This window comes from Planococcus notacanthi (assembly GCF_030407825.1).
GTDB classification, from domain to species: domain Bacteria; phylum Bacillota; class Bacilli; order Bacillales_A; family Planococcaceae; genus Planococcus; species Planococcus notacanthi.
Map to the genome: position 1 here is coordinate 141,380 of NZ_JASDCQ010000005.1, position 21,550 is coordinate 162,929.

Annotated in this window: 27 protein-coding genes and 1 riboswitch; of the genes, 20 read left to right on the top strand and 7 right to left on the bottom strand. The window is 43.8% G+C overall.

What is annotated here, in order from left to right; all coding sequences use genetic code 11:
• Positions 1-8 precede the first annotated feature (8 nt).
• Both sufB and QMA01_RS16130 read left to right on the top strand, forming a co-directional pair.
• Positions 9-1,406, top strand: coding sequence for a Fe-S cluster assembly protein SufB (gene sufB / locus QMA01_RS16125; protein ID WP_191716515.1), 1,398 nt, complete (start codon positions 9-11; stop codon positions 1,404-1,406).
• Between the two features lie 159 nt (positions 1,407-1,565).
• On the top strand, positions 1,566-1,751 hold the full coding sequence (locus QMA01_RS16130; protein ID WP_191716514.1) for a hypothetical protein: 186 nt from the start codon (positions 1,566-1,568) through the stop codon (positions 1,749-1,751).
• 336 nt (positions 1,752-2,087) lie between these two features.
• On the opposite strand, the gene QMA01_RS16135 is transcribed toward QMA01_RS16130, so the two are convergent.
• Positions 2,088-2,768 (bottom strand): DNA alkylation repair protein, encoded by a 681-nt coding sequence (locus QMA01_RS16135; protein ID WP_191716513.1) that lies wholly within the window; start codon positions 2,766-2,768, stop codon positions 2,088-2,090.
• A 174-nt stretch (positions 2,769-2,942) separates the two neighbouring features.
• On the opposite strand from QMA01_RS16135, the gene QMA01_RS16140 reads away from it, so the two are divergent.
• The 10 genes from QMA01_RS16140 to QMA01_RS16185 all read left to right on the top strand — a co-directional run bounded on the left by QMA01_RS16140 (position 2,943) and on the right by QMA01_RS16185 (position 12,493).
• Entirely contained in the window at positions 2,943-3,803 is an 861-nt protein-coding gene (locus tag QMA01_RS16140) for a DUF72 domain-containing protein (protein ID WP_290215482.1), read from the top strand.
• Positions 3,803-4,630, top strand: coding sequence for a sulfite exporter TauE/SafE family protein (locus QMA01_RS16145; RefSeq protein WP_191716511.1), 828 nt, complete (start codon positions 3,803-3,805; stop codon positions 4,628-4,630). The genes QMA01_RS16140 and QMA01_RS16145 overlap by 1 nt, the downstream gene beginning before the upstream one ends.
• Positions 4,631-4,642: 12 nt before the next feature.
• Entirely contained in the window at positions 4,643-5,986 is a 1,344-nt protein-coding gene (locus QMA01_RS16150) for a bifunctional metallophosphatase/5'-nucleotidase (RefSeq protein ID WP_290186666.1), read from the top strand.
• A gap of 71 nt (positions 5,987-6,057) precedes the next feature.
• Positions 6,058-6,240: riboswitch (Lysine riboswitch) on the top strand.
• A gap of 108 nt (positions 6,241-6,348) precedes the next feature.
• Entirely contained in the window at positions 6,349-7,923 is a 1,575-nt protein-coding gene (locus QMA01_RS16155; protein WP_290186668.1) for a Na+/H+ antiporter NhaC family protein, read from the top strand.
• A 196-nt stretch (positions 7,924-8,119) separates the two neighbouring features.
• Complete coding sequence (locus QMA01_RS16160) at positions 8,120-9,640, top strand: sodium-dependent transporter (protein WP_191716508.1); 1,521 nt, start codon at positions 8,120-8,122, stop codon at positions 9,638-9,640.
• 15 nt (positions 9,641-9,655) lie between these two features.
• Positions 9,656-9,787, top strand: coding sequence for a methionine/alanine import family NSS transporter small subunit (locus tag QMA01_RS16165; protein WP_191716507.1), 132 nt, complete (start codon positions 9,656-9,658; stop codon positions 9,785-9,787).
• Positions 9,788-9,930: 143 nt separating this feature from the next.
• On the top strand, positions 9,931-10,854 hold the full coding sequence (lipA, locus tag QMA01_RS16170) for a lipoyl synthase (RefSeq protein WP_191716506.1): 924 nt from the start codon (positions 9,931-9,933) through the stop codon (positions 10,852-10,854).
• A gap of 15 nt (positions 10,855-10,869) precedes the next feature.
• Positions 10,870-11,196: a YutD family protein gene (locus QMA01_RS16175; protein WP_290186671.1), complete on the top strand. Its 327-nt coding sequence runs from the start codon at positions 10,870-10,872 to the stop codon at positions 11,194-11,196.
• Positions 11,197-11,277: 81 nt separating this feature from the next.
• A complete protein-coding gene (locus tag QMA01_RS16180) occupies positions 11,278-11,733 on the top strand; it encodes a DUF86 domain-containing protein (RefSeq protein ID WP_290186673.1) in 456 nt (151 codons plus the stop codon).
• On the top strand, positions 11,723-12,493 hold the full coding sequence (locus tag QMA01_RS16185; protein WP_290215483.1) for a TIGR01457 family HAD-type hydrolase: 771 nt from the start codon (positions 11,723-11,725) through the stop codon (positions 12,491-12,493). Before QMA01_RS16180 ends, QMA01_RS16185 begins: the two co-directional genes overlap by 11 nt.
• A gap of 94 nt (positions 12,494-12,587) precedes the next feature.
• Here the strand turns inward: QMA01_RS16185 and QMA01_RS16190 are convergent, their stop codons facing one another.
• Positions 12,588-12,824: a YuzB family protein gene (locus QMA01_RS16190; protein WP_058385862.1), complete on the bottom strand. Its 237-nt coding sequence runs from the start codon at positions 12,822-12,824 to the stop codon at positions 12,588-12,590.
• A 152-nt stretch (positions 12,825-12,976) separates the two neighbouring features.
• On the opposite strand from QMA01_RS16190, the gene QMA01_RS16195 reads away from it, so the two are divergent.
• Positions 12,977-14,044 carry an NAD(P)/FAD-dependent oxidoreductase gene (locus QMA01_RS16195; protein WP_290215485.1) on the top strand — a complete coding sequence of 356 codons (1,068 nt, stop codon included), beginning with the start codon at positions 12,977-12,979 and terminating at the stop codon, positions 14,042-14,044.
• 13 nt (positions 14,045-14,057) lie between these two features.
• On the opposite strand, the gene QMA01_RS16200 is transcribed toward QMA01_RS16195, so the two are convergent.
• Complete coding sequence (locus QMA01_RS16200; protein ID WP_290186678.1) at positions 14,058-14,402, bottom strand: YuzD family protein; 345 nt, start codon at positions 14,400-14,402, stop codon at positions 14,058-14,060.
• Positions 14,403-14,485: 83 nt separating this feature from the next.
• Between QMA01_RS16200 and QMA01_RS16205 the strand changes: the two genes are divergently transcribed.
• The 6 genes from QMA01_RS16205 to QMA01_RS16230 all read left to right on the top strand — a co-directional run bounded on the left by QMA01_RS16205 (position 14,486) and on the right by QMA01_RS16230 (position 18,171).
• A complete protein-coding gene (locus QMA01_RS16205) occupies positions 14,486-14,722 on the top strand; it encodes a NifU family protein (RefSeq protein ID WP_142828952.1) in 237 nt (78 codons plus the stop codon).
• A gap of 156 nt (positions 14,723-14,878) precedes the next feature.
• Positions 14,879-15,241, top strand: coding sequence for a HesB/IscA family protein (locus QMA01_RS16210; protein ID WP_191716500.1), 363 nt, complete (start codon positions 14,879-14,881; stop codon positions 15,239-15,241).
• A 176-nt stretch (positions 15,242-15,417) separates the two neighbouring features.
• Positions 15,418-16,632 (top strand): NAD(P)/FAD-dependent oxidoreductase, encoded by a 1,215-nt coding sequence (locus tag QMA01_RS16215; protein ID WP_191716648.1) that lies wholly within the window; start codon positions 15,418-15,420, stop codon positions 16,630-16,632.
• A 117-nt stretch (positions 16,633-16,749) separates the two neighbouring features.
• On the top strand, positions 16,750-17,247 hold the full coding sequence (locus tag QMA01_RS16220; RefSeq protein ID WP_191716499.1) for an NUDIX domain-containing protein: 498 nt from the start codon (positions 16,750-16,752) through the stop codon (positions 17,245-17,247).
• Positions 17,248-17,376: 129 nt separating this feature from the next.
• Entirely contained in the window at positions 17,377-17,502 is a 126-nt protein-coding gene (locus QMA01_RS16225) for a YuiA family protein (protein ID WP_191716498.1), read from the top strand.
• Between the two features lie 339 nt (positions 17,503-17,841).
• Positions 17,842-18,171: a YuiB family protein gene (locus QMA01_RS16230; protein ID WP_191716497.1), complete on the top strand. Its 330-nt coding sequence runs from the start codon at positions 17,842-17,844 to the stop codon at positions 18,169-18,171.
• A 53-nt stretch (positions 18,172-18,224) separates the two neighbouring features.
• On the opposite strand, the gene QMA01_RS16235 is transcribed toward QMA01_RS16230, so the two are convergent.
• Positions 18,225-18,701: a divergent PAP2 family protein gene (locus tag QMA01_RS16235; RefSeq protein ID WP_191716496.1), complete on the bottom strand. Its 477-nt coding sequence runs from the start codon at positions 18,699-18,701 to the stop codon at positions 18,225-18,227.
• A 149-nt stretch (positions 18,702-18,850) separates the two neighbouring features.
• Here QMA01_RS16235 and QMA01_RS16240 point away from each other — a divergent pair, with 149 nt between their 5' ends.
• Entirely contained in the window at positions 18,851-20,344 is a 1,494-nt protein-coding gene (locus tag QMA01_RS16240) for a leucyl aminopeptidase (RefSeq protein ID WP_290215486.1), read from the top strand.
• A gap of 78 nt (positions 20,345-20,422) precedes the next feature.
• Here the strand turns inward: QMA01_RS16240 and mnhG are convergent, their stop codons facing one another.
• The 3 genes from mnhG to QMA01_RS16255 are packed head-to-tail and all read right to left on the bottom strand — an operon-like array spanning position 20,423 to position 21,547.
• Positions 20,423-20,830 (bottom strand): monovalent cation/H(+) antiporter subunit G, encoded by a 408-nt coding sequence (mnhG, locus tag QMA01_RS16245; RefSeq protein ID WP_225218616.1) that lies wholly within the window; start codon positions 20,828-20,830, stop codon positions 20,423-20,425.
• On the bottom strand, positions 20,790-21,071 hold the full coding sequence (locus QMA01_RS16250) for a Na(+)/H(+) antiporter subunit F1 (RefSeq protein WP_191716494.1): 282 nt from the start codon (positions 21,069-21,071) through the stop codon (positions 20,790-20,792). Before QMA01_RS16250 ends, mnhG begins: the two co-directional genes overlap by 41 nt.
• Complete coding sequence (locus QMA01_RS16255) at positions 21,068-21,547, bottom strand: Na+/H+ antiporter subunit E (RefSeq protein ID WP_191716493.1); 480 nt, start codon at positions 21,545-21,547, stop codon at positions 21,068-21,070. The genes QMA01_RS16250 and QMA01_RS16255 overlap by 4 nt, the downstream gene beginning before the upstream one ends.
• Positions 21,548-21,550: the final 3 nt, after the last annotated feature.

Genomic DNA, 21,550 nt, shown 5'->3' on the forward strand with positions numbered 1-21,550 from the left:
GAACGACGATGGCGAAAAAAATGCCGGAAATCGGTGATTATAAATATGGGTTCCACGACAAGGATGTTTCAGTTTTCAGATCCAAACGTGGACTTACTGAAGATATTGTAAGAGAAATTTCGAAGATCAAAGAAGAACCGGAATGGATGTTGAAATCCCGTCTGAAAGCATTGAAATTGTTTTATTCAATGCCGATGCCACAATGGGGCGGAGATTTGGGTTCGTTGAACTTTGATGAAATTACGTATTACGTAAAACCATCTGAAGCAAGTCAGACTTCTTGGGATGAAGTTCCTGAAGAAATCAAACGCACATTCGACAAGTTGGGCATTCCAGAAGCAGAGCAAAAATATTTGGCTGGTGTATCGGCTCAGTATGAATCTGAAGTGGTTTACCACAACATGAAAGTTGAATTGGAAGATATGGGGATCGTCTTTAAAGACACCGGTGCCGCTCTTCGTGAAAACGAAGACCTGTTCAAAGAATACTGGCAGTCGGTCATCCCGGCAGCTGACAATAAATTCGCTGCATTGAATACTGCAGTATGGTCTGGTGGATCTTTCATCTACGTGCCTAAAGGCATCAAAGTGGAATCTCCTCTACAGGCTTACTTCCGTATCAACTCTGAAAACATGGGTCAATTCGAACGTACATTGATCATTGTCGATGAAGGCGCAAGCGTACATTACGTGGAAGGCTGTACAGCTCCAGTCTACACAACGAATTCACTTCACTCAGCGGTAGTTGAAATCATTGTGAAGAAAGATGCATATTGCCGTTACACGACCATCCAGAACTGGGCGAACAACGTCTATAACCTAGTGACCAAGCGTGCATTTGTTGACGCTAACGGTACAATGGAATGGATCGATGGCAACATCGGATCGAAATTGACAATGAAATACCCAGCTGTTTACTTGAAAGGCGAAGGCGCACGCGGCATGACGTTGTCGATTGCAATCGCCGGCAAAGGACAACATCAGGATGCTGGAGCGAAAATGATCCATTTGGCTCCTAATACATCTTCTTCTATTGTTTCGAAGTCAATCTCGAAACAAGGCGGTAAAGTTTCGTATCGCGGAATCGTGCACTTCGGCCGCAAAGCCGATGGCGCTCGTTCAAACATCGAGTGTGATACATTGATTATGGATAATCAGTCTACTTCTGATACCATTCCATACAATGAAATCCTGAACGACAACGTATCTTTGGAGCATGAAGCGAAAGTTTCGAAAGTATCTGAAGAGCAATTGTTCTACTTGATGAGCCGTGGCGTTTCTGAACAGGAAGCAACAGAAATGATCGTAATGGGCTTTATCGAACCATTCACGAAAGAACTTCCAATGGAATATGCGGTTGAAATGAACCGTTTGATCAAGTTCGAAATGGAAGGCTCGATCGGTTAATAGATTAATCCAAAACCCTTGGCATGACATTGTTCATGCCAAGGGTTATTTTTATTTCTTTCAGGGGAATAAGAGGCGATTGCTGGATTCTTCAGTTTTAGGGTCTACAGAATGGGTATAGGAACTAAGAGCTTAAATTTAAAAGGAGGAATGTAGGACATGAGTCAAACATTCGATGCATTGAAAGAAAAACTGAGCAATGCAGATTTAGGACAGGCGAAAGAAGTCATGGAACAAGCCAAACAAGCATATGAAGACGGGAAAATCGATGAAAATGAAAAGAAAGAGCTTTTCGAATCGGCTAAATCCGTAATTGGCGGAAAAGGGCTAGGCGGATTATTTTAAGTCATTAAGATAAAACTTCTTAACCGATGAAAATAGTGAATAGGAAAAAACCCGGCGCATTGGTGCCGGGTTTTTTCGGATTGCCGAAAGCCATTGCCAACTTTTTTGGACCGCACTACAGCTCGTGTTCTATCAGAAACTTTGGCACAACGATGGAAAATCCATATGAACGATTGCCAATTCCGACGAACGACCAGAAAGCGGCAAAGCCTTTTGCCCAGTTATCTTATTCGGATATTTTCCGTCATTACAAAAACAGCGTTTCTGCATGACCAATGGGATTTTTAACAAGAGAAGAGACACAGCAGAAACGGATTTCCTGTGAAACGAAGGCTTTTAGTATTTAATATTCTTCAACGCTTCACGTTTACTGAGCGGCATTAGGGAGTGCTCGAAAACGAAAGTCCGAACCCACTCCAAATCTGTTTTAGCATACTCGCGCAATGCCCAACCAATGGCTTTTTGAATGAAAAATTCAGAAGAACCAGCGTGCTTCAAAATGATTTGGCTGAGTGCTGCAGGATCGGTATCTTGCTTATATTTTAATTGATGGAGAATGGCAGCGCGGTTTGTCCACATATTTTCTGCTTTTGACCATTTAAGCATATGAAGAGTTCCGGCAGCGCGTTCTGTTTGAATAACATGCCCCAAAGTTCGCGGTGCAATGGCGTCGACGCTGTCCCACCAGGATTTGCTTTCAATCACTTGCTGTAAAAACGGCAGGTCCTCCAAAGTCAGCTGCGTTTTCATTTTTTCAAGCACAGCAATGGCGGCGTATTGGTACTCGCGCTCCGGCAACTCATAAAGTTTCCATACCTCTTCGGTTAAATGCCTGCGTTCGGGCAAATGGAATTCGCGGAACTGCTGATTCAATAAAGCTTTTCGCAAAGGTGTTTTAATGCCTAAAAAAGCAAATTGATTGCGCATATAAGCAGCCATTGGTGCGGCCATTTCCATGTTGCGGTGAGCTTCGAACTTATTTATAATTCCTTTGGAGTCCCAAGGCTGTTTTTCCATCAAATCAACCTCCCAAGTCTTTTGTGAAAGTGTAGCATACCCAAAAGCAGGGAACTGAATAATAAGAATAGATTCCCTCAGTTCTGCTTAATCTATCGGCAGAAATCTATTATAAAGACGCTGGTTTTTTTCTATGCTATCATAAAATAATAACGAAAAAATGGAGGCGGGACAATGATCTATGTAGGTTTGACGGGTTGGGGAGACCATCCGGATGTCTATAGCCCAGGCTCAAAGAAAACAGAAAAATTGATTGATTACAGTGCACATTTTCCAATCGTTGAATTGGATTCCTCTTTCTATGCTGTACAGCCCGAGCGGAATATCCGCAAGTGGATTGAGGAAACTCCTGATCAATTTCAGTTTGTGGTAAAAGCTTATCAGGGCATGACCGGCCACCAGCGGGGAGAGAATCCATTTGAAACGCGCGATGAGATGTTTGATGCATTCAGCAAATCCATTCGTCCATTGAAAGAAGCCGGTAAACTGGCGATGGTGCTGTTGCAGTTTCCGCCATGGTTTGACTGCCAAAAAGAAAATGTCGACCAGCTTCGTGAAATAACGGAGCGACTGAAGGAATTTGATATGGCTATCGAGTTCCGCCACCAATCCTGGTATGCTGAAGGGATGAGCGAAAAGACATTGGAGTTTCTGCGAGAAAACCATCTGATCCATTCAGTCTGTGATGAACCACAGGCAGGGGATGGTTCCATTCCCCTTGTTCCAGTGTCTACACGTCAAGACAAAGTCTTGCTGCGTCTTCACGGCCGTAATGTGCACGGCTGGCTCAATCCGGGGCACGGCCAAAAATGGCGTGAAGTACGCTATCTCTATGATTACAATCAAAAAGAATTAGAAGAAATAAGCCGCGCCGTAAAGGCTTTATCCGACACCACAGAAAATGTTTATGTCATCTTCAATAATAATTCGGGAGGTCATGCGGCAGGCGACGCCAAACAGTTTCAGGAAATGAATGGTTTGGCATTTGAAGGCCTTTCGCCGAAACAAATGGATCTGTTTGAAGGTGAATTTTGATGGTTTTTATCGTCATGGCGCTTGTCGGAATCGTTTCCGGTATCGTAGGCGCTTTGATTGGTTTAGGGGGAGGCGTCATTCTGGTTCCGGCACTATTATTTCTTGGAACAGGCTTTGCTTTTTTCCCTGAATTATCTCCTCAACAAATTGTTGGCTTATCCGTTATTATGATGATTTTCACTGGTCTGTCTTCAACCTTGGCTTATATGAAAGTCGGAACGGTCGATTACAAAAGTGGTATCATTTTCTTTGCGGGCAGTGCGCCGGGAACGGTAATCGGTGCTTTTGTCAATAAAAACCTGGATCTTCCTTCATTCAATCTTTATTTCGGCATTCTTTTGGTCCTGCTCTCTTTGCTTTTATTGATTAGAGATCATTTAAAGGAAGTCCATTGGTTTGTTGATAACGGCCGCCAGACGACTTTTATAGATAAGCAGCAGAAAGAATATATATATGGTTACCCTATTTGGTTTGCTTTGCTGCTGACCTTTTTTGTGGGGTTTGCTTCAGGGCTTTTCGGAATCGGTGGAGGATCCATCATTGTCCCTGCCATGATTCTATTGTTTTTGTTTCCGCCTCATGTGGCGATCGGAACATCGATGTTCATGGTCTTTTTATCAGCCATCATCAATTCCATCACTCACATCTCATTGGGGCATGTGCCATGGATCTACACAGCGGCAGTAGTCCCAGGTGCATACATTGGTGCGAAACTCGGAGCTCGGCTAAACAAACACCTTAACTCCGAAACGTTGGTCATTATTTTACGTCTAGTGCTCCTGGTTCTGGGGCTTCGATCGATTTACGAAGGAATATTTAGTTCTTAAAGAGGTGTTTTCATGAGCGAAACCATTCATATTTACCATACCAATGATTTGCATAGCCATTTCAAGAATTGGCCGCGCATCAAGTCTTTTCTCGCTGAGCGGAAAAGCTGGCATGAAGAGGCTGGCGATGTTTGTTTGATTCTGGATATTGGTGACCACGTTGATCGCTCGCATCCGTATACGGAAGGAACAGCTGGCCAGGGTAATGTGCTTTTGCTTAACGAAGTGCATTACGATGCCGTTACTATCGGCAATAATGAAGGCATCACCTTGTCCAAGGACGAACTCAATAATTTATATGTTGAAGCGGATTTTGAGGTAGTGGTATCGAATTTATTTGACTTGCAAGGGCGCCGGCCGGATTGGGCAAAGCCTTTCCACGTTATTCATACAAAAAATGGCACACGCATCGGACTGGTGGGAGCGACTGCAGAATTCACCCCCTTTTATCAGAAACTTGGCTGGAAGATCACCGATGCAAAACAATCGATTATAGAAGCAGTAAAGGAAATTGAAAACGAAGTGGATCTAATCGTCTGCCTGTCTCATCTTGGTGTTAAGGAAGATGAATTATTAGCCGAGCTTTGTCCACAGATCCACCTTATTTTAGGTGCTCATACCCATCATATTTTTCATGACGGGAAGTGGCAAGGAAATACGCTGATGGGGGCTGCTGGTAAGTTTGGTTTTTATATCGGCCATGTCACTGTAGAGGAGCAGTTTGAGAAATCTTCTGCACAACTGATCGAGACTTCCCAACTAAGAAAAGTGGAGGAAGGATTTGATGAATTCCTGGTCGAGCAGGGAAAACTGCAATTGGGGGAACTGGTCTTCCACAGCACGAAAAGCTTAAAAGCAGAGTGGTTTAAAGACTCCGAGATGGGTCTATTATTCGGACAGGCATTGATCGAATTTACGGAAGCAGACTGTGCGCTTTTTAATGCTGGAATTTTTATGCAAGATATGCCGAAAGGTGCTCTGACTCGCTATGATTTCCATAAAATGCTGCCACATCCGATCAATCCGTGTCTTGTCGAACTGAGTGGAGCGGAGTTGAAAGAAATCTACCTGCAATCGCTGAATGCGGAATGGCCACAGCTTGAATTAAAAGGAATGGGATTCCGTGGTGTGGTTTTTGGGAAGATGCTTCATATGAATATGGAGATAACTGATCACCATTTTTATATCAATGGACAGCTGGCGATGCATGACCAAATCTATAAACTGGTGACGTTGGATATGTTGACATTCGGTTATTTTTTCCCGAGTTTAAAGAGAGCGCCTAAAACGTATTTCATGCCTGAGTTCCTGCGGGATGTTTTCAGTCAGTATTTTCACAGCAAAGCCCTTAAGTAGAAGGAATGTTCAGACTAAAAAGGCATTTGATTTTGTCAGTATTTTGGGCTATGCTAACAAAGAAATATATATTGGTGGGTAGAGGCTGCAGAGCTGATCAGTAGGATGTGCGAGTTTGACCGCGTTGACCGCATCTGAAAGGAAGTTTTGCCGAAATCGATTTTCTGGGGTCTCCGGAAATTGGATTGGGATCATTCTGAACAAGAATGATACTGTCATTTAGGCGGAAGCGTAAATGGAGGGCTACAGGGTTGTTTGATGTGTATCGCACAGACGAATTGTAGAAGGCTGACTGATCCAACTGGAGAGGTCGGCCTTTTTTGTCTCATTTTTCACCCATCAAAAAATAAGGAGGAGTTTTCATGGAGAATACGATTTTTTCGATTTTGCCGCCGATTATTGCAATCGTTATGGTGTTATTGACACGCCGTGTCCTGTTGTCACTGGGGACAGGTATTGTCGCGGCAGCCGTAATTTTGACTTGGTTTGCACCAATTGATGCTTTACAGGAGCTTGTCAAATCATTTACGATCATTTTTTGGGACGAAGGCTTTAACGCTTATAATGTCTTTATCATTCTTTTTCTTTTATTGCTTGGCATCATCACCGCATTCGTCAGCTTATCCGGCGGCAGCCATGCCTTTGCTGAGTGGGCTTCGACACGCATCAAGTCAAGAAGAGGCGCAAAAGTCCTTACAGTGGTTTTAGGCATCGTCATCTTTATCGATGATTATTTCAATGCTTTGGCTGTCGGACAGGTTGCACGCCCAATCACCGACCGCTACAAAGTTTCACGTGCGAAACTTGCCTATTTCATCGATTCGACTGCAGCGCCAGTTTGTGTAATCTCGCCAGTTTCAAGTTGGGGAGCTGCAATCATAGGGATTGTTGCTACGATCTTGGCTGGCCAGACTTTTGTGGAATATTCCGCTTTAGAAGCCTTCCTGTGGATGGCACCGATGAATTTCTATGTAGTTGCTTCGTTGGCGATTGTTTTCTTTGTAGCTATCCGGGATGTGGATTTCGGGGAAATGAAGAAACACGAAGTGCTGGCAATTACAAAGGGACAGCTTTTTGACCCTAAGAAAACCATACCGGGTGAAATGAAAGAAGAGTTCCCTTCGCATTCTTATGGACATGTAAGAGACCTATTGCTTCCAATTCTATTGTTGATTGTCGGTACTGTAGGCGCGATGATCTGGACGGGTTATCAGAATGCTGGACATGTTTTCGATATTTGGTTGATTTTTGAAAATACCGATGTTCCCGCTTCCCTGTTAGCAGGCGGAATTTTGGGTGCATTGACGTCGATCATTCTATATGTTCTGCAGATGAAAAAGAACGAAACAGCTACTGTTGGATGGATTGGAAAAGGCATCTGGGCTGGCCTTAAATCAATGATAGGAGCCGTACTCATTTTAGTCTTTGCCTGGTCTTTGACTTCTTTGATCGGTTCTCTTGAAACTGGCGCTTATCTAGCGGGTGTGGTTTCTGATGGCAATATTCCAACTTCAATTCTCCCAGTCTTATTATTTGTTCTCGCAGGAATCATGGCTTTCTCAACAGGAACTTCATGGGGTTCATTCGGCATCCTGTTGCCGATTGCTGGAACCATTATGATTGAAGCGGAACCTTCGCTGCTGCTGCCGGCGCTATCCGCAGTCTTGGCGGGAGCTGTGTTTGGAGATCATTGTTCACCTATTTCCGATACGACGATTTTGTCTTCAACTGGAGCGGGGAGCAATCACATGGACCATGTCTTAACGCAGATACCGTATGCATTAACAGCTGCAGTCATTGCTGCAATAGGGTATATTGTCATAGGTTTGACCGGTTCTTTGCTGCTGTCATTAGGAACAGTGGCTTTGGTGCTGGCAGTGTTATTCATTGTCTGGTCACGACGGACAACTATTATTGAAAAACAACAAAATGCTTAAGTAAAAGAAGGCAGAGAAGCTTATTCTCTGCCTTTTTACTTTTGCTGCAATAGTTTTTTTAGAAAATATTTTGATTTCATCTTTACATTAAAGGAGCCTCTCGGTATACTATTTCTAGATTAACTAATAATCTGAAAATAATCAAAATTCCTATTTTTATGTAAATAAAATGGGAGAAAACAAAGGGGGAAGAGAGATGGAACGTTCGCAATGGGGTACACGTGCCGGCTTTATCATGGCTGCCGTCGGCTCTGCAGTAGGTCTTGGGAACATATGGCGTTTTCCGTATGTTGCGTATGAAAATGGCGGGGGTGCATTTTTCATACCGTATCTATTTGCATTGTTGACTGCAGGGATACCGATTCTTATACTTGAATTTACCATTGGCCATAAGTATCGCGGGTCAGCACCGTTGTCATTCTTTAGAATGGGCGGCAAGAAGTTGGAATGGATGGGATGGTGGGCTGTCTTTGTGTCCTTTATCATATCTGTATATTATGCTGTAATCATCGCCTGGGCAATGCGCTATACTATATTTTCTTTCAATCAGGCATGGGGTACGGATACACAAGATTTCCTGTTCAATGATTTTTTACAGCTGACAGTTCAACCGGGACAGACCGGCGGAATTGTCTGGGGTGTATTCATTCCATTGGCATTGGTGTGGATCATTACATTGGGGATTCTGCTGGCAGGTGTTAAAAAAGGAATTGAACTGGCCAACCGGATTTTCATTCCGACATTGGTGGTCATTTTCCTTGCTGTTGTAATTCGAGCGGTCACATTGGATGGCGCATTGACAGGATTGGAAGCCTTCTTCCAACCAGATTTTGATGCCATACTGAATCCGACGGTTTGGGTAGCGGCCTATGGGCATATTTTCTTCAGTTTATCAGTAGCATTCGCTATCATGATCACATACTCAAGTTATCTTCCGAAAAAATCAGATATCACAAATAATGCATTTATCACAGGATTCGCCAACTCTGCTTTTGAATTATTAGCAGGGATTGGAATATTTGCAGCTCTTGGATTTATGGCTGCTCAGCAGGGCGTCGCTGTAGGTGATGTCGCAACTGCAGGCGTCGGTCTTGCTTTTGTGGTTTTTCCACAGATCATCAATGAGTTTCCAGGATTCAATGGCTTGTTCGGGACTCTGTTCTTCTTGTCTCTGACACTTGCGGGTTTGACTTCATTAATATCAATTACTGAAACTTATGTCGCTGGATTCTCTGAGAAATTTGGAATTTCCCGTAACAAAGCGGTGTTATTCGGAGGCGGACTTGCTGCTTTGATTTCGATTCTGTTTGCGACACAAGGTGGATTGTACTTCCTGGATCTGGCAGATTACTTCATTAACCAATTTGGGGTTGCAGCAATCGGATTAGTGGAAGTTGTGCTGGTTGTTTGGGTCTTCCGCAAAGCGGATCTTCTCAAAGGCCATGCCAACGAAATCTCGGATATCCGACTTGGCGCCTGGTGGAAATTCAGCTTAGGAATCATTACGCCAATCGTTCTGGGTTATATGATGTTTGGACTTTTGAAACTGAATATCCTGAAAGAGTTTGAAACGGAAACCGGAAATTACGAAGGATATTCCGATATGTTCACCTTAGCAGGTGGTGTGGCTGTTGCTGCAGCTGCATTGATCTTTGGAATCCTCTTCTCTATCGGTAAATGGCATAAAGAACAAGGCGAATATGACGAGCGCAATTAAAAGGGGGAGCTTCATATGACAGTAAGTTCGATTGTCGTCATGATTATTGGGATGGTCATCATTTGGGGTGGCTTAGCTGCTAGCATCATTCATGCAGTTAGAAGCAGCAAAAAGAATAAAGCAAGAGATGCTGCAAATAACGTTTAATTTAAAGGCCCGGAAACTCCTAGTTTCCGGGTTTCTTTATGCTTTCATGGCAGTAGGTGAGCTTGTGAGGAACATGCCTTTATGATACATTTGGAATAGAATCGGATTCCATCCATAAATCAGATAGATAGGGGACGATGTGCGTGTCAACAAAGCAGGAACATCTTAGAAAGCCCGATTGGTTAAAGATTAAACTCAATACCAATGAAAACTATACCGATTTGAAGAAAATGATGCGAGAAAATAACTTGAACACAGTCTGTGAAGAAGCAAGGTGTCCGAATATCCATGAATGCTGGGGAACGCGGAGAACCGCTACGTTCATGATCCTCGGTGCCGTCTGTACAAGAGCATGCCGTTTTTGTGCAGTGAAAACCGGGTTGCCGAATGAGTTGGATCTTCAGGAGCCGGAACGGGTAGCCGCTTCTGTAAAAATGATGAACCTGAAACATGCGGTCATCACGGCAGTCGCACGTGACGATTTGAAAGATGGCGGCTCTGCTGTGTTTGCAGAGACAATACGTGCGATTAAACGAGCCAACCCATTTACAACTGTTGAAGTCCTGCCATCTGATATGGGTGGAATCTATGAAAATCTGGAACGGCTGATGGATGCTAAACCGGATATTTTGAACCACAATATAGAAACTGTGCGCCGTTTGACGCCAAGAGTCAGAGCACGAGCCAAATATGACCGGTCACTGGAATTGCTGAAGCGTTCGAAAGAATTGCATCCGGATATTCCAACAAAATCATCTTTGATGATCGGTTTAGGGGAGACCAAGGAAGAGATCATTGAAGTCATGGACGATCTCCGTGCTAACGATGTGGATATCATGACGATTGGCCAATACTTACAGCCCACAAAAAAACATTTGAATGTACAGAAATATTATTCGCCGAAGGAATTCAAGGAATTTTGGGAAATTGCGATGGCCAAAGGGTTCTCGCATTGCCAGGCAGGCCCTCTGGTGCGAAGCAGCTATCATGCGGATGAGCAAGTCAATGCAGCTGCTAAAGAGCGTCAGCGACTCGGAGAAGAGCAAGCAGCTGCTATAAACAGCTAATGGATGGTGAGGAAAATGATTACACTGGAACAGTTGAACTATGAAATACTGATCGATTACCGGGAAGGTTTCAAAGAAGAGGCATTAACTGCCCGCTATAGCGAAATTCTTTCGAAATACGATTATATCCTGGGGGATTGGGGTTACGGCCAATTGCGGTTAAAGGGCTTTTTCGAAGACACTAACCACAAAGCAACCTATGATACGAAAATCAGTACACTGCAGGATTATCTCTATGAATACTGCAATTTTGGCTGCGCCTATTTCGTTATCCGGAAAACCGGTAAAGCGGTAATGCCGATTGAAGAATCAGAACAGCAGGCTCCCGAAGCGGACATATAATCCGCCGGGGGTTTTTTCATGCAATATGATATGATTAAAGTAGAAATGAAAGATTTTTAAACGCCTATTGGAGGGTTTTTTATGTATTTTATTGACCGCAACAATATCACTGAAACGATTCAGTATATGAATTCTTTATTGAAGCATTACGAAAGCCAAGAACAGTGGACTTCGTTCGGCGACCAGCTGGCATTGGAACGGATTGGAGCGAACCTCATCGAGTCGATTATTGATGTCGGCAACTCCATGATTGATGGATTTATCATGCGCGACCCTGGAAGCTACGATGATATTATCGATATATTGGTGGACGAAAAAGTGATTACAGAAGAAATGGATCAACCGCTGAAGCAGGTTATTACATTGCGGAAAATGCTGGTGCGGCAATTTATGAAAGTTGATCACCAGGCCATTACGAATGCAATCGATGAAAACATGGAATCGTTGAAAGCATTTGGCCCGAAAGTCGAACATTACCTGGTTCATGAACTGGGGCCTGTTTCAGCATTTATACCGGAGACGAAGGATGGCAATTAAAACGTATCAAGCTTATTGCCTTGATTTGGATGGGACAATTTTTCGTGGATCGGAAGCGGTTGAAGAAGCGGCAGGTTTTGTCGAACGGCTGCAGGAAAAAGGTGTAGAGCCTTTTTTTGTTACAAATAATGCATCCATGACGCAACAGCAGCTAAAAGACAAAATGGCTGGCTTCGGAATCCGGGCAAAAAAAGAACAGATCATTTCCTCTGCGATTGCTGCAGCAAAATACATCAAACGCTGGTATGCCGGAGATACAGTCTATATGATCGGTTCAGATGGTTTGGATCAAGCATTGCGCCAGGAAGGTTTGACGCGGGTAGGCGATCAGGCGGGAATCGTGCTGATGGGGATTGACCGCAATATTACGTACGACAAGCTGGCAACAGCCTGCCTGCAAATTCGGAATGGGGCAGTCTTTTTATCGACCAATCAGGATATGGCTTTTCCTTCTGAAAAAGGGTTACTGCCCGGAAATGGGGCATTCACAACTTTGGTAGCCGCTTCGACTGGAGTAGATCCCGTTTATATCGGAAAACCGGAGATGCATATGCTGGAAGCCATTCAGCTGGAGTTCGGTTTCGACAAACAGGATATGGTGATGGTCGGCGATAACTACGATACGGATATCCAGGCGGGTATTCGTTTTGGGATCGACACGGTCCATGTCAATACCGGTGTCAGCCGGATGGAGGAAGTGCTGAGAAAAGAAAAGCCTCCAAACTTTGCGATTGAAAATCTTGGATTTTGGGAGATATAAATTAAGGCAGTCTTATATTTTCCCGAACTTCCTGCTATGGATGCCGCTGGCTTTGACAGCTTTCAAGGCAGCAAAAAAGCCGTTTTTCAACGGCTTAAAACAAAGGGTTCTCCTCTATGAATTCATAGACTTTTTTCGTCAGTTCATCTGGAGAGTCCGCTTCAACAATCTCTCCGTTAACCAGGGCATAAAGAGACTCGGAACATTTTGTGCAATAGCTTAAACAGCCGTATTCCAAAACGTCGAGATTGGGATCCCGTTCGAGTTTTTCAAAAGAATCTTGTGCGCCATTGGCAATATTGCTGATGCAAAATTCTACAATCGGTTTCATTCTAGGTCACCTCACTACAACGAAATCCTACCTTTTTTCGCAGCTGGAGTCAATTAATTGATTTCTAGTAAAAGCATTGTGAAAGTTATCACAATCAGCTATACTCATATTTGAGAAATTGATGCGACAGACGAAAATTAAAGGAGATTTTTATGCGAAAACTAGTCTTACTTGGAGGCGGTTACGGCAATATGCGGATTTTGCTTCGTTTATTGCCAACCAACCTTCCTCGGGATACAGAAATCATTTTAATTGACCGGACACCATTCCATAGCATGAAGACCGAGTTTTATGCATTGGCTGCTGGAACAGAAGCAGACCATGAAGTCCGTGTTCCTTTCCCGGAACATGAGCGGCTGACAGTGGTAAATGGCGAAATCCTGGAAATTGGCCTGCAGGAAAAATGCATTTTCATGGAAAGCGGCGAACGCGTTGCCTATGACGATTTGGTGATCGGACTCGGTTGCGAGGACAAATACCATAGCGTGCCGGGAGCGGATGAGTTCACTTTCAGCATTCAGACGATCGGCAAATCCCGTGCCACTTACCAAGCATTGCTTGGTCTTCCATCAGGCGCTGTAGTCGGTGTTGTTGGAGCGGGGCTCAGCGGAATCGAGCTTGCCAGCGAATTGCGTGAAAGCCGAAGCGATTTGAAGATTAAGTTGTTCGACCGCAGTCCTCGGATCTTGCGTGATTTCCCTGAACGCTTGAGTAACTTTGTGAAAAAATGGTTCGAGAACCACAACGTTGATGTAGTATCAAACTCCAACATCACAAAAGTTGAACCGAACCTTCTTTATAACCATGAAGAGACGATTCCAGTTGATGCTGTTGTTTGGACAGCGGGAATCCAACCAGTCAAGCCGGTCCGTGACCTTGGTCTTGAGAGCGACAATAGCGGACGGATCGTCATCAACCAATATCATCAGCTGCCGAATGATGAACATGTCTATGTTGTCGGGGATTGTGCCGCATTGCCGATGGCACCTTCAGCCCAATTGGCGGAAGAACAGGCTGAACAAATTGTGAAGATCTTGAAAGCGACTTGGAAAGGTGAACCATTGCCTGAAACCATGCCTGAAATCAAACTTAAAGGATTCCTTGGCTCTTTGGGCAAAAAACAAGGCTTCGCTTATTTGGCTGATCGCACAGTTACAGGCCGCATCGCCCGATTAATGAAGTCCGGCGTATTGTGGATGTATAAATGGCATAATGGATAATGAAAAAAAGCGCTCATGATTGAGCGCTTTTTTCATTGGCTTCAGTAAATCCATGTTTTTCAAGTTCACGGTAGACAGGCTTCAACTGAACATAGCCTTCCCCGACAACTTCCCCTTCAACCAATACCAATGGATAAAAGAATTCGTCATCCAATATGCGCTGGGCATAATCTTTCTGGTGGTCGAGTTCAATGGGTTTCTCAATATCAATGTAGGTAATTGAAAATGGCTGATCCTTGTATTTTCTTGAGATGGCGGCTTCCAGCCATTCGTACGTATCGATTGAAGACGGTGCATTGACACAGCTGGCACAAATAACTTCGGTTCCGTAGACTTCGATGGATATTTCTTTCTGCATAATTTTGAACCTCCTATGAATTCATTAGTGGCTTTTTCTCTCTAATCACATTATAATGATTATAATGAAAGGAGTCGATATAAATGACTGAAGCTTTGATTGAAGATCAAGTAATGGAAGTCTTAGATAAATTACGTCCATTCCTTTTGCGTGACGGGGGAGACTGCGAACTTGTTGATGTAGAAGATGGTATCGTAAAACTTCGTCTGCTCGGTGCATGCGGCAGCTGCCCAAGTTCGACAATTACATTAAAAGCAGGGATTGAACGCGCGTTAGTGGAAGAAGTTCCTGGCATCGTAGAAGTAGAACAAGTATTTTAATGCCAAGGGACCTTAATGGGTCCCTTTTTTTGTATTATATAATCTCTCTAGGCAGTCTTTTTATCGATTTCCGATTTGTTCAAGCGTTTCAAGGCGGACAGCTTGAATAGTAATGGAAACAATTGCTATGATAACCCATATAGGAAGGTGATTTCATTGACAGAAGTAGTAGAAATTACAGAAGCGGCCTCATTTCAAGTAAAAGAAATGATGCGCCATAACGAAGAAGAAGGATCCTTTTTGCGTGTTGCAGTCAAAGGCGGCGGATGCAGCGGACTGACATACGGTATGGGGTTTGAAAAAACTCAGAGTGACGCTGATGATCTGTATGAGCAATTTGGAATCCCGATTTTGGTTGCAAAAGAAGATGCACCTATTCTCCAAGGTACGGTTGTTGATTACAAACAGTCCTTGATGGGTGGAGGATTTACAATTGAAAATCCGAATGCCATCGCTTCATGCGGCTGCGGAACTTCGTTCCGAACAGCCAAAAAAGCGGGGACACCGGAAAACTGTTGAAAGTCGGTCACAAACCGGCTTTTTTGTTGTGGAAAAACAGCGATAAATTACAGTCACCAGTTGAAATCATGCTGTAAAAGGTCTAGTATAGTGTATAGGTGTTTATCGGTATAACAGGAGTAGGACTCTTAGTGAATATACGATGAAAAAATGACTTGAAGGTGGTTGCGATTGTGTTGAAAAGACCGTCAATATTAGTATTAGGAGCAGGTTATGGTGGATTGACTACTGTAGTGAACCTGCAAAAAGAGTTTGGCACAGATGCTGTAGATATTACTTTGATCAACAAAAACGAATACCATTATGAAAGCACATGGCTTCATGAGGCAGCTGCAGGAACATTGCTTCCAGAGCAGGTGCGTTACGATATCAAAGACGTGATCGATGGTGTGAAAGTGAAGTTCGTCCAAGCTACTGTCGAAGCTATTGATGTAGTTGGCAAAAAAGTTTCTACAGATAACGGCGAGTTTACATACGACTATATCGTTATTGCACTTGGTTTTGAAGGAGAAACTTTCGGAATCGAAGGCCTTGATAAATATGCACTTTCAATTGCTAACGTTAAAGCTGCACGTTATATCCGTGAGCACATTGAATTCCAATTCGCTACATGGTCTGCAGAACCGGTTAAAGATGACAGCCGCCTAACGATTATTGTAGGTGGAGCTGGATTCACTGGAATCGAATTCCTAGGGGAATTGGCTAACCGTGTACCTGAATTGTGCAAAGAATACGATGTCCCGCGCGAAAAAGTTCGTGTCGTCTGTGTAGAAGCTGCACCAATGGTATTGCCAGGTTTCGATCCGGAATTGGTCAATTATGCAGTAGGCCATTTAGAGTCCAAAGGAATTGAATTCTCAATTGGTACGCCGGTTGTAGAAGCAACTCCAGAAGGCGTTAAAATCAAAAAAGGCGACGATGAGTTTGAATTCATCAAAGCTGGTACTGTTGTATGGGCTGCAGGCGTTCGCGGAAACCGTTTGATTGAGGCGACTCCAATCGAAAATATGCGTGCTCGTGTGAAAGTTGACAAAGATTTGCGTGCTCCAGGATTCGACGATGTCTTCATCATCGGAGATTGCGCATTGATGATCAACGAAGAGACAAACCGTCCATATCCTCCAACTGCACAAATCGCTATGCAACAAGGTGAAAATGTTGCGAAAAACTTGAAAGCTTTGATCAGCGGTGATACTACTGTTGAATTCGTTCCAGATCTAAAAGGAACTGTTTGTTCGCTTGGTGAAGATGATGCTATCGGTGTTGTATTCGGCAAAAAAGTGACAGGCAAAAGAGCTTCATTTATGAAGAAAATGATTGATAACCGTGCGTTGTTCATGATCGGTGGACCAAAGCTGGTAATGAAAAAAGGTAAATTCAACGTTCTGTAAAGATTCGATCCAAGCTCCCTTCGCGGGGAGCTTTTTTTGTAGATTCGAAAATATTGACTACAGGCATTCAGTGCTTAATGGCTCATTCTGAATTTCAAGTAAAGGGGGAGATTGTTGGTGGCACGTTCAAAACGCGGCAATGTCTGGCTTGGGGCCGCAGGGCTGGTCGTGAATTCCAGTGGCCAATGGCTGGTCGTTAAAAAAAGATACGGGGGACTTCACGGAAAATGGTCACTTCCGGCAGGATTTGTACAAGGCGATGAAACTATTGATCAAGCGGCAGTTAGGGAAGTGAAAGAAGAAACTGGCATCAATTGTAGACTGGTTGGAATGATCGGGTTTCGTTCAGGGGTCATTCGGGAAGAAATCAGCGACAATATGGCGATTTTTTTACTGGATGCTATCGATGAAGGACAGCCTATCCAAGCGCAATTGTCTGAGCTTTACGAAGCAGGTTGGCAATCGCCTGCTGATTTATCCAATGATGCAGAAGCATCTGTTATGCTTCATGAAATGGCTTCTTTCGTATTAGAAGAAGGATTGGGGTTAATTGAAAACGTAGATCCGGGCAAAGTATTCGGATATTCGGATTATAGGTTATTTTTCAGAAAATGAAAATTCATACACAAAAGAGACAAAAATAACGCGAGATGCGTTATTTTTTTTCTTTTTAGTTGCACTTTATTTGAATTCCATGCTATATTATCAGAATATTACAAACAAGAACAGAAGGAGGTGTTTCGAATGACGATCTTCAAAAAGACTAAAAACGTCAACCAATGCCCTTATTGTGCTGGACAAGGATATTTTCAATTGCGGCTGGGCGGTTCAGAAACTTGCTCCTGCTGTTCCGGTTCCGGTAAAAAATAACAAAAAGAAACGAACGGATCACTTAACACCGTTCGTTTCTTTTTTTATGGAGAATTTCTGTATAAGGGTCTCCACGCTTTTGCCGGTGTCCTACTGCTACTTCGGTTGCCCCACTTTTCGGTGTCTAGGCTCCAGCAGCCAACACCTCGGAACACAAGCCACTCCAGCTGTGCAGCTGAAAAAATGCTGAACAGCCAGAGGGTCTTATGCCTGTCGAAGTTGAACGGCTGCCTCCGCTTTTCTATCATAAGTGACAAAGCGATGAACTCTGTTCTCCTAGATTGAAAGCCTCTGTTTTTTCGGGTAAACTGATGAAGGGAATAACGGAGGTTAGAATTCATGAACAGTTCATTTACGATTGTGCAATTGATTATATCTATGTTGCTTTTTTATGTAATGTTTTTTGGGATCGGGTTTTTGTTGAATATGTTGCTGCGCATGACTTGGCTGATGGCTATCGTTTATCCGATTGTCATTTTGCTGGTGGTGGATGACGTAGGCGTATTCGATTACTTTACGAATCCGGGTGAATCTTTTTCAATGCTTGGAGACACGATCACTTCCATGACTGGCAGTGATATTGCCGTATTATTAGCCGGTTGGGCTGGCGCCATCACAGCAGGATTTGTGATGAAGATCCTTCGTAAAATGGGATATCAAATGTTTTAAAAAAATCGCCTTTCCGGTTATCCGGATCGGCGATTTTTTAATGATTCTATTGGTTAGCGCAGTATGCCATAGAAAACGAATGAAATCGCTATACCTGTCAAAGCGCCCATGAAAACTTCACTTGGTTTGTGGCCTAGAAGAGTTTTCAGTTCTTCAATCTTTTCTTCTTCTTTTTTCTGCGGCCATTTTCTGGTTTCATCCATGAAAAGGTAGATATCCTGCCGCATTTTGTTGATTGTCAAAGCTTGCTGGCCTGCCTGAAACCGAACGCCGGTAGCATCGTACATGGTAATGACTGCGAACATCGTTGAAACAGCAAATATTGTGGAAGAGACGCCATGCTCGAAAGCCACTGCCGTCGTTAAAGACGTTACTGCAGCTGAATGGGAACTGGGCATTCCGCCGGTTGAAGAAAACAGCTTCCAATCAAGTTCACGCGTTACAGCGTACTGAATAGGGATTTTTATAAATTGAGCGAACAGAATTGCGAATAAGGCAATCATTAAAGGCAAGTTAGAAAAAATTTCCATGTGGGACCACAACCTTTCTGTCTGACTATGGTTTTATCGTACATCAGAAAAGTGGAATTTGCGAACGCTGATTATTCCTTCGTCACACGAACTACTCGAATTTCGAATTAAATGCTACACTTAAAGAGAACAGATAAAGGAGGAATTTTATGCAAATCAACTTACAGCAGCATTCACAGAATAGCGGTGCCGAAATCCTTATTGTCGGCTTAAGCCGACATCCGGAAAACAGCAGAGGATGGGATGAATTTGCAAAGCGTTTTGATGGCAAATTAGAAGGCTGGGTCAAAGATGATCTGTCATTCGATTTAAAATCGTTGATCACCTATCCGGCAATGTCTGGAGATGTTCCACGCGTCTTATTTATTGGGTTGAATGACCGCAAGAAATTGACGGAAGAAGACCTGCGTTCATGCTTTGGATTGGCAGGCAAAGAATTAGCCAAGAAAAAAATTAAGCATGCAGCAGTCTACCTGGAATCGTTTGAGAATGACAAAGTCACATCAGAAGATGTTGCCTTTTTGGCTGCAGAAGCGATTACCATGGGAGGCTATAGTTTTGATGATTACAAGACGACTTCCAATGAAACACAAGTAAAATTGGAAGCTTTGACTTTCCTATCCAATGACGGTTCTGAGGATATTGAATCGGCTGCAATCATCGGTTCTGTTTTCGGCCAGTCTGTTAATGAAGCCCGGACCCTTGTCAATATGCCGGCGAACATCTTAACGGCAACAGCGATGGGAGAGTATGCACGGGAGCTTGGCGAAACCTACGGCTTTGAAACGGATATATTAGGCAAAGCCGAGCTTGAAGAATTGGGCATGGGTGCAATTCTTGCAGTTAACCAAGGATCGATTGAAGAGCCTCGCCTGATCGTTTTGAAATACAAAGCGACAGAAGGCTTTGAAAACCCATTGGCGCTTGTCGGCAAGGGGATCACCTTTGACACTGGCGGCTATTCGATCAAGCCGAAGGACGGCATTGTCGGCATGAAAGGCGATATGGGCGGTGCCGCTGCAGTGCTAGGAGCAATGCGGATCATTGGAGAGCTGCAGCCGAAGCAAAATGTCATAGCGGTTATTGCCTCAACTGATAACATGATTTCAGGAAATGCTTTCAAACCAGATGATGTCATTACATCCATGAGTGGTAAAACCATTGAAATCCTTAACACCGATGCTGAAGGGCGATTGGTGCTGGCAGATTCCGTGAGCTATGCGAAGCAACTTGGTGCCACTCGTATTGTCGATGTAGCGACGCTGACAGGCGGCGTTATTGTAGCGTTAGGAAAAGACAAAACAGGTGCTTTGACGAATGACGAAGCATTTTTCGAAACTTTCCTGGAGGCCTCTATGGAAAGTGGCGAGTTTGTCTGGCGTTTGCCTTTAACAGAAAGCGATAAGAAGCGCATCCGGAAAAGCAACGTGGCCGATTTGAATAATTCGCCTGGCCGCGATGGCCATATGATTTTCGGCGGGGGGTTTGTCGGTGAATTCGCCGGCGATACTCCTTGGATTCATTTGGATATTGCAGGTACCTCTGATGCAGACGGCCCACATGATTTGGGGCCAAAAGGCGGAACCGGTGCAATGGTCAGAACTTTAGCGATGCTAATTGAAAAGGTGGCAGACGAAGACTGAAACACAACAGAAGCTTTAGAAAATAAAAGAAGAATCAAATAGAAAGCAGCCTGCAGAATTTTTTCTGCAGGCTGCTTTTCAATGTTCGATACTTTTGTTTTCGTCTATTTCTTTCTTTTCTTCTTTCAAAGCGTCTTTCATATCGTCACGGACCGTTTCTTCAGCCACTTTGATGCCGGACATATAGGAAGCGCGTCCAATCAAATGGCCGCCTACAGGAGCCGTGATAAAGAGGAAGACAATGGCGATGACCATCTGTGTATTGAAGATGCCTTCAATCATCCAAAAATGGATGAAGGTGGCCATCAATACGCAGAGAACGCCAAGCGTAGAGCTCTTGGAGGCGGCGTGTGTGCGTGTATAGACATCCGGCAAACGGATAAGCCCTAACGCTGTAACTACGCTGAAAAGGACTCCTGTGCTCATTAATACAATGATGAGGATATTAACGATGGTCGTTTCGATCGAAAATCTCTCCTCTCTCAAGGAATTTCGCGAAGGCAGTAGTTCCAATAAAGGACAGAATACTCAACAACAAGATGATTTCCAGGAAGAATTCCGTTTCATTTATCAAGGACAGCAAAGCAACAATTGACACCAGTGAAATTCCGATGGCATCCAGTGCCACTACACGGTCAGCGATTGTCGGACCTTTAACAAGCCGGTAAAGCAACCCTGTAAATCCTATGCTGACAATGATAAGTGAAATCCAGTAAAACATCATCATGGGCGGCTCACCTCCAGAATGGCACGTTCGAATGTATCCTTGATTGAATTGACAGCATCATCGATGTCTTCAAAATCGAGTGCGTGGATAAAGAGCCTTTTCTGATCGTTTGAAATACCGACAACCAGTGTTCCAGGCGTCAATGTGATTAAAGCAGACAAAAGGGTGATTTCCCAATCCTCTTTCAACTCAGTTTCCAGTTCGAAAATAGCTGGTTTTAAGTTCATATTGGGTTTAAGGACAATCCGCAGTACCTGGATGCTCGACATGAGCAGTTCTTTAAGAAACAACAGGATCAGAAAGATGACGGCCCACACCCGGGAAGTATACAGCCGGTAGGAAAAGAACCGGCGCATTAAAATGATGATGCCGAGGCCCACAAGGAAGCCGATGGCGAATCCTGCAGGGCTAAAGGAAACGGTCATGAACATCCAGACAAAGGCCAGGAAGAAATTCAATAAGATTTGTAAAGCCATATG

Bases quoted from the DNA above. Each gene is read 5' to 3' on its own strand.
- QMA01_RS16160 (WP_191716508.1), top strand. From the start codon at position 8,120: ATGGAACGTTCGCAATGGGGTACACGTGCCGGCTTTATCATGGCTGCC.
- QMA01_RS16130 (WP_191716514.1), top strand. From the start codon at position 1,566: ATGAGTCAAACATTCGATGCATTGAAAGAAAAACTGAGCAATGCAGAT.
- QMA01_RS16165 (WP_191716507.1), top strand. From the start codon at position 9,656: ATGACAGTAAGTTCGATTGTCGTCATGATTATTGGGATGGTCATCATT.
- QMA01_RS16200 (WP_290186678.1), bottom strand. From the start codon at position 14,402: ATGCAGAAAGAAATATCCATCGAAGTCTACGGAACCGAAGTTATTTGT.
- QMA01_RS16150 (WP_290186666.1), top strand. From the start codon at position 4,643: ATGAGCGAAACCATTCATATTTACCATACCAATGATTTGCATAGCCAT.
- QMA01_RS16230 (WP_191716497.1), top strand. From the start codon at position 17,842: ATGAACAGTTCATTTACGATTGTGCAATTGATTATATCTATGTTGCTT.
- QMA01_RS16225 (WP_191716498.1), top strand. From the start codon at position 17,377: ATGACGATCTTCAAAAAGACTAAAAACGTCAACCAATGCCCTTATTGT.
- sufB (WP_191716515.1), top strand. From the start codon at position 9: ATGGCGAAAAAAATGCCGGAAATCGGTGATTATAAATATGGGTTCCAC.
- QMA01_RS16140 (WP_290215482.1), top strand. From the start codon at position 2,943: ATGATCTATGTAGGTTTGACGGGTTGGGGAGACCATCCGGATGTCTAT.
- QMA01_RS16155 (WP_290186668.1), top strand. From the start codon at position 6,349: ATGGAGAATACGATTTTTTCGATTTTGCCGCCGATTATTGCAATCGTT.
- QMA01_RS16180 (WP_290186673.1), top strand. From the start codon at position 11,278: ATGTATTTTATTGACCGCAACAATATCACTGAAACGATTCAGTATATG.
- QMA01_RS16205 (WP_142828952.1), top strand. From the start codon at position 14,486: ATGACTGAAGCTTTGATTGAAGATCAAGTAATGGAAGTCTTAGATAAA.
- QMA01_RS16135 (WP_191716513.1), bottom strand. From the start codon at position 2,768: ATGGAAAAACAGCCTTGGGACTCCAAAGGAATTATAAATAAGTTCGAA.
- QMA01_RS16175 (WP_290186671.1), top strand. From the start codon at position 10,870: ATGATTACACTGGAACAGTTGAACTATGAAATACTGATCGATTACCGG.
- QMA01_RS16185 (WP_290215483.1), top strand. From the start codon at position 11,723: ATGGCAATTAAAACGTATCAAGCTTATTGCCTTGATTTGGATGGGACA.
- QMA01_RS16250 (WP_191716494.1), bottom strand. From the start codon at position 21,071: ATGATGATGTTTTACTGGATTTCACTTATCATTGTCAGCATAGGATTT.
- QMA01_RS16235 (WP_191716496.1), bottom strand. From the start codon at position 18,701: ATGGAAATTTTTTCTAACTTGCCTTTAATGATTGCCTTATTCGCAATT.
- QMA01_RS16190 (WP_058385862.1), bottom strand. From the start codon at position 12,824: ATGAAACCGATTGTAGAATTTTGCATCAGCAATATTGCCAATGGCGCA.
- QMA01_RS16145 (WP_191716511.1), top strand. From the start codon at position 3,803: ATGGTTTTTATCGTCATGGCGCTTGTCGGAATCGTTTCCGGTATCGTA.
- QMA01_RS16195 (WP_290215485.1), top strand. From the start codon at position 12,977: ATGCGAAAACTAGTCTTACTTGGAGGCGGTTACGGCAATATGCGGATT.
- QMA01_RS16240 (WP_290215486.1), top strand. From the start codon at position 18,851: ATGCAAATCAACTTACAGCAGCATTCACAGAATAGCGGTGCCGAAATC.
- QMA01_RS16255 (WP_191716493.1), bottom strand. From the start codon at position 21,547: ATGGCTTTACAAATCTTATTGAATTTCTTCCTGGCCTTTGTCTGGATG.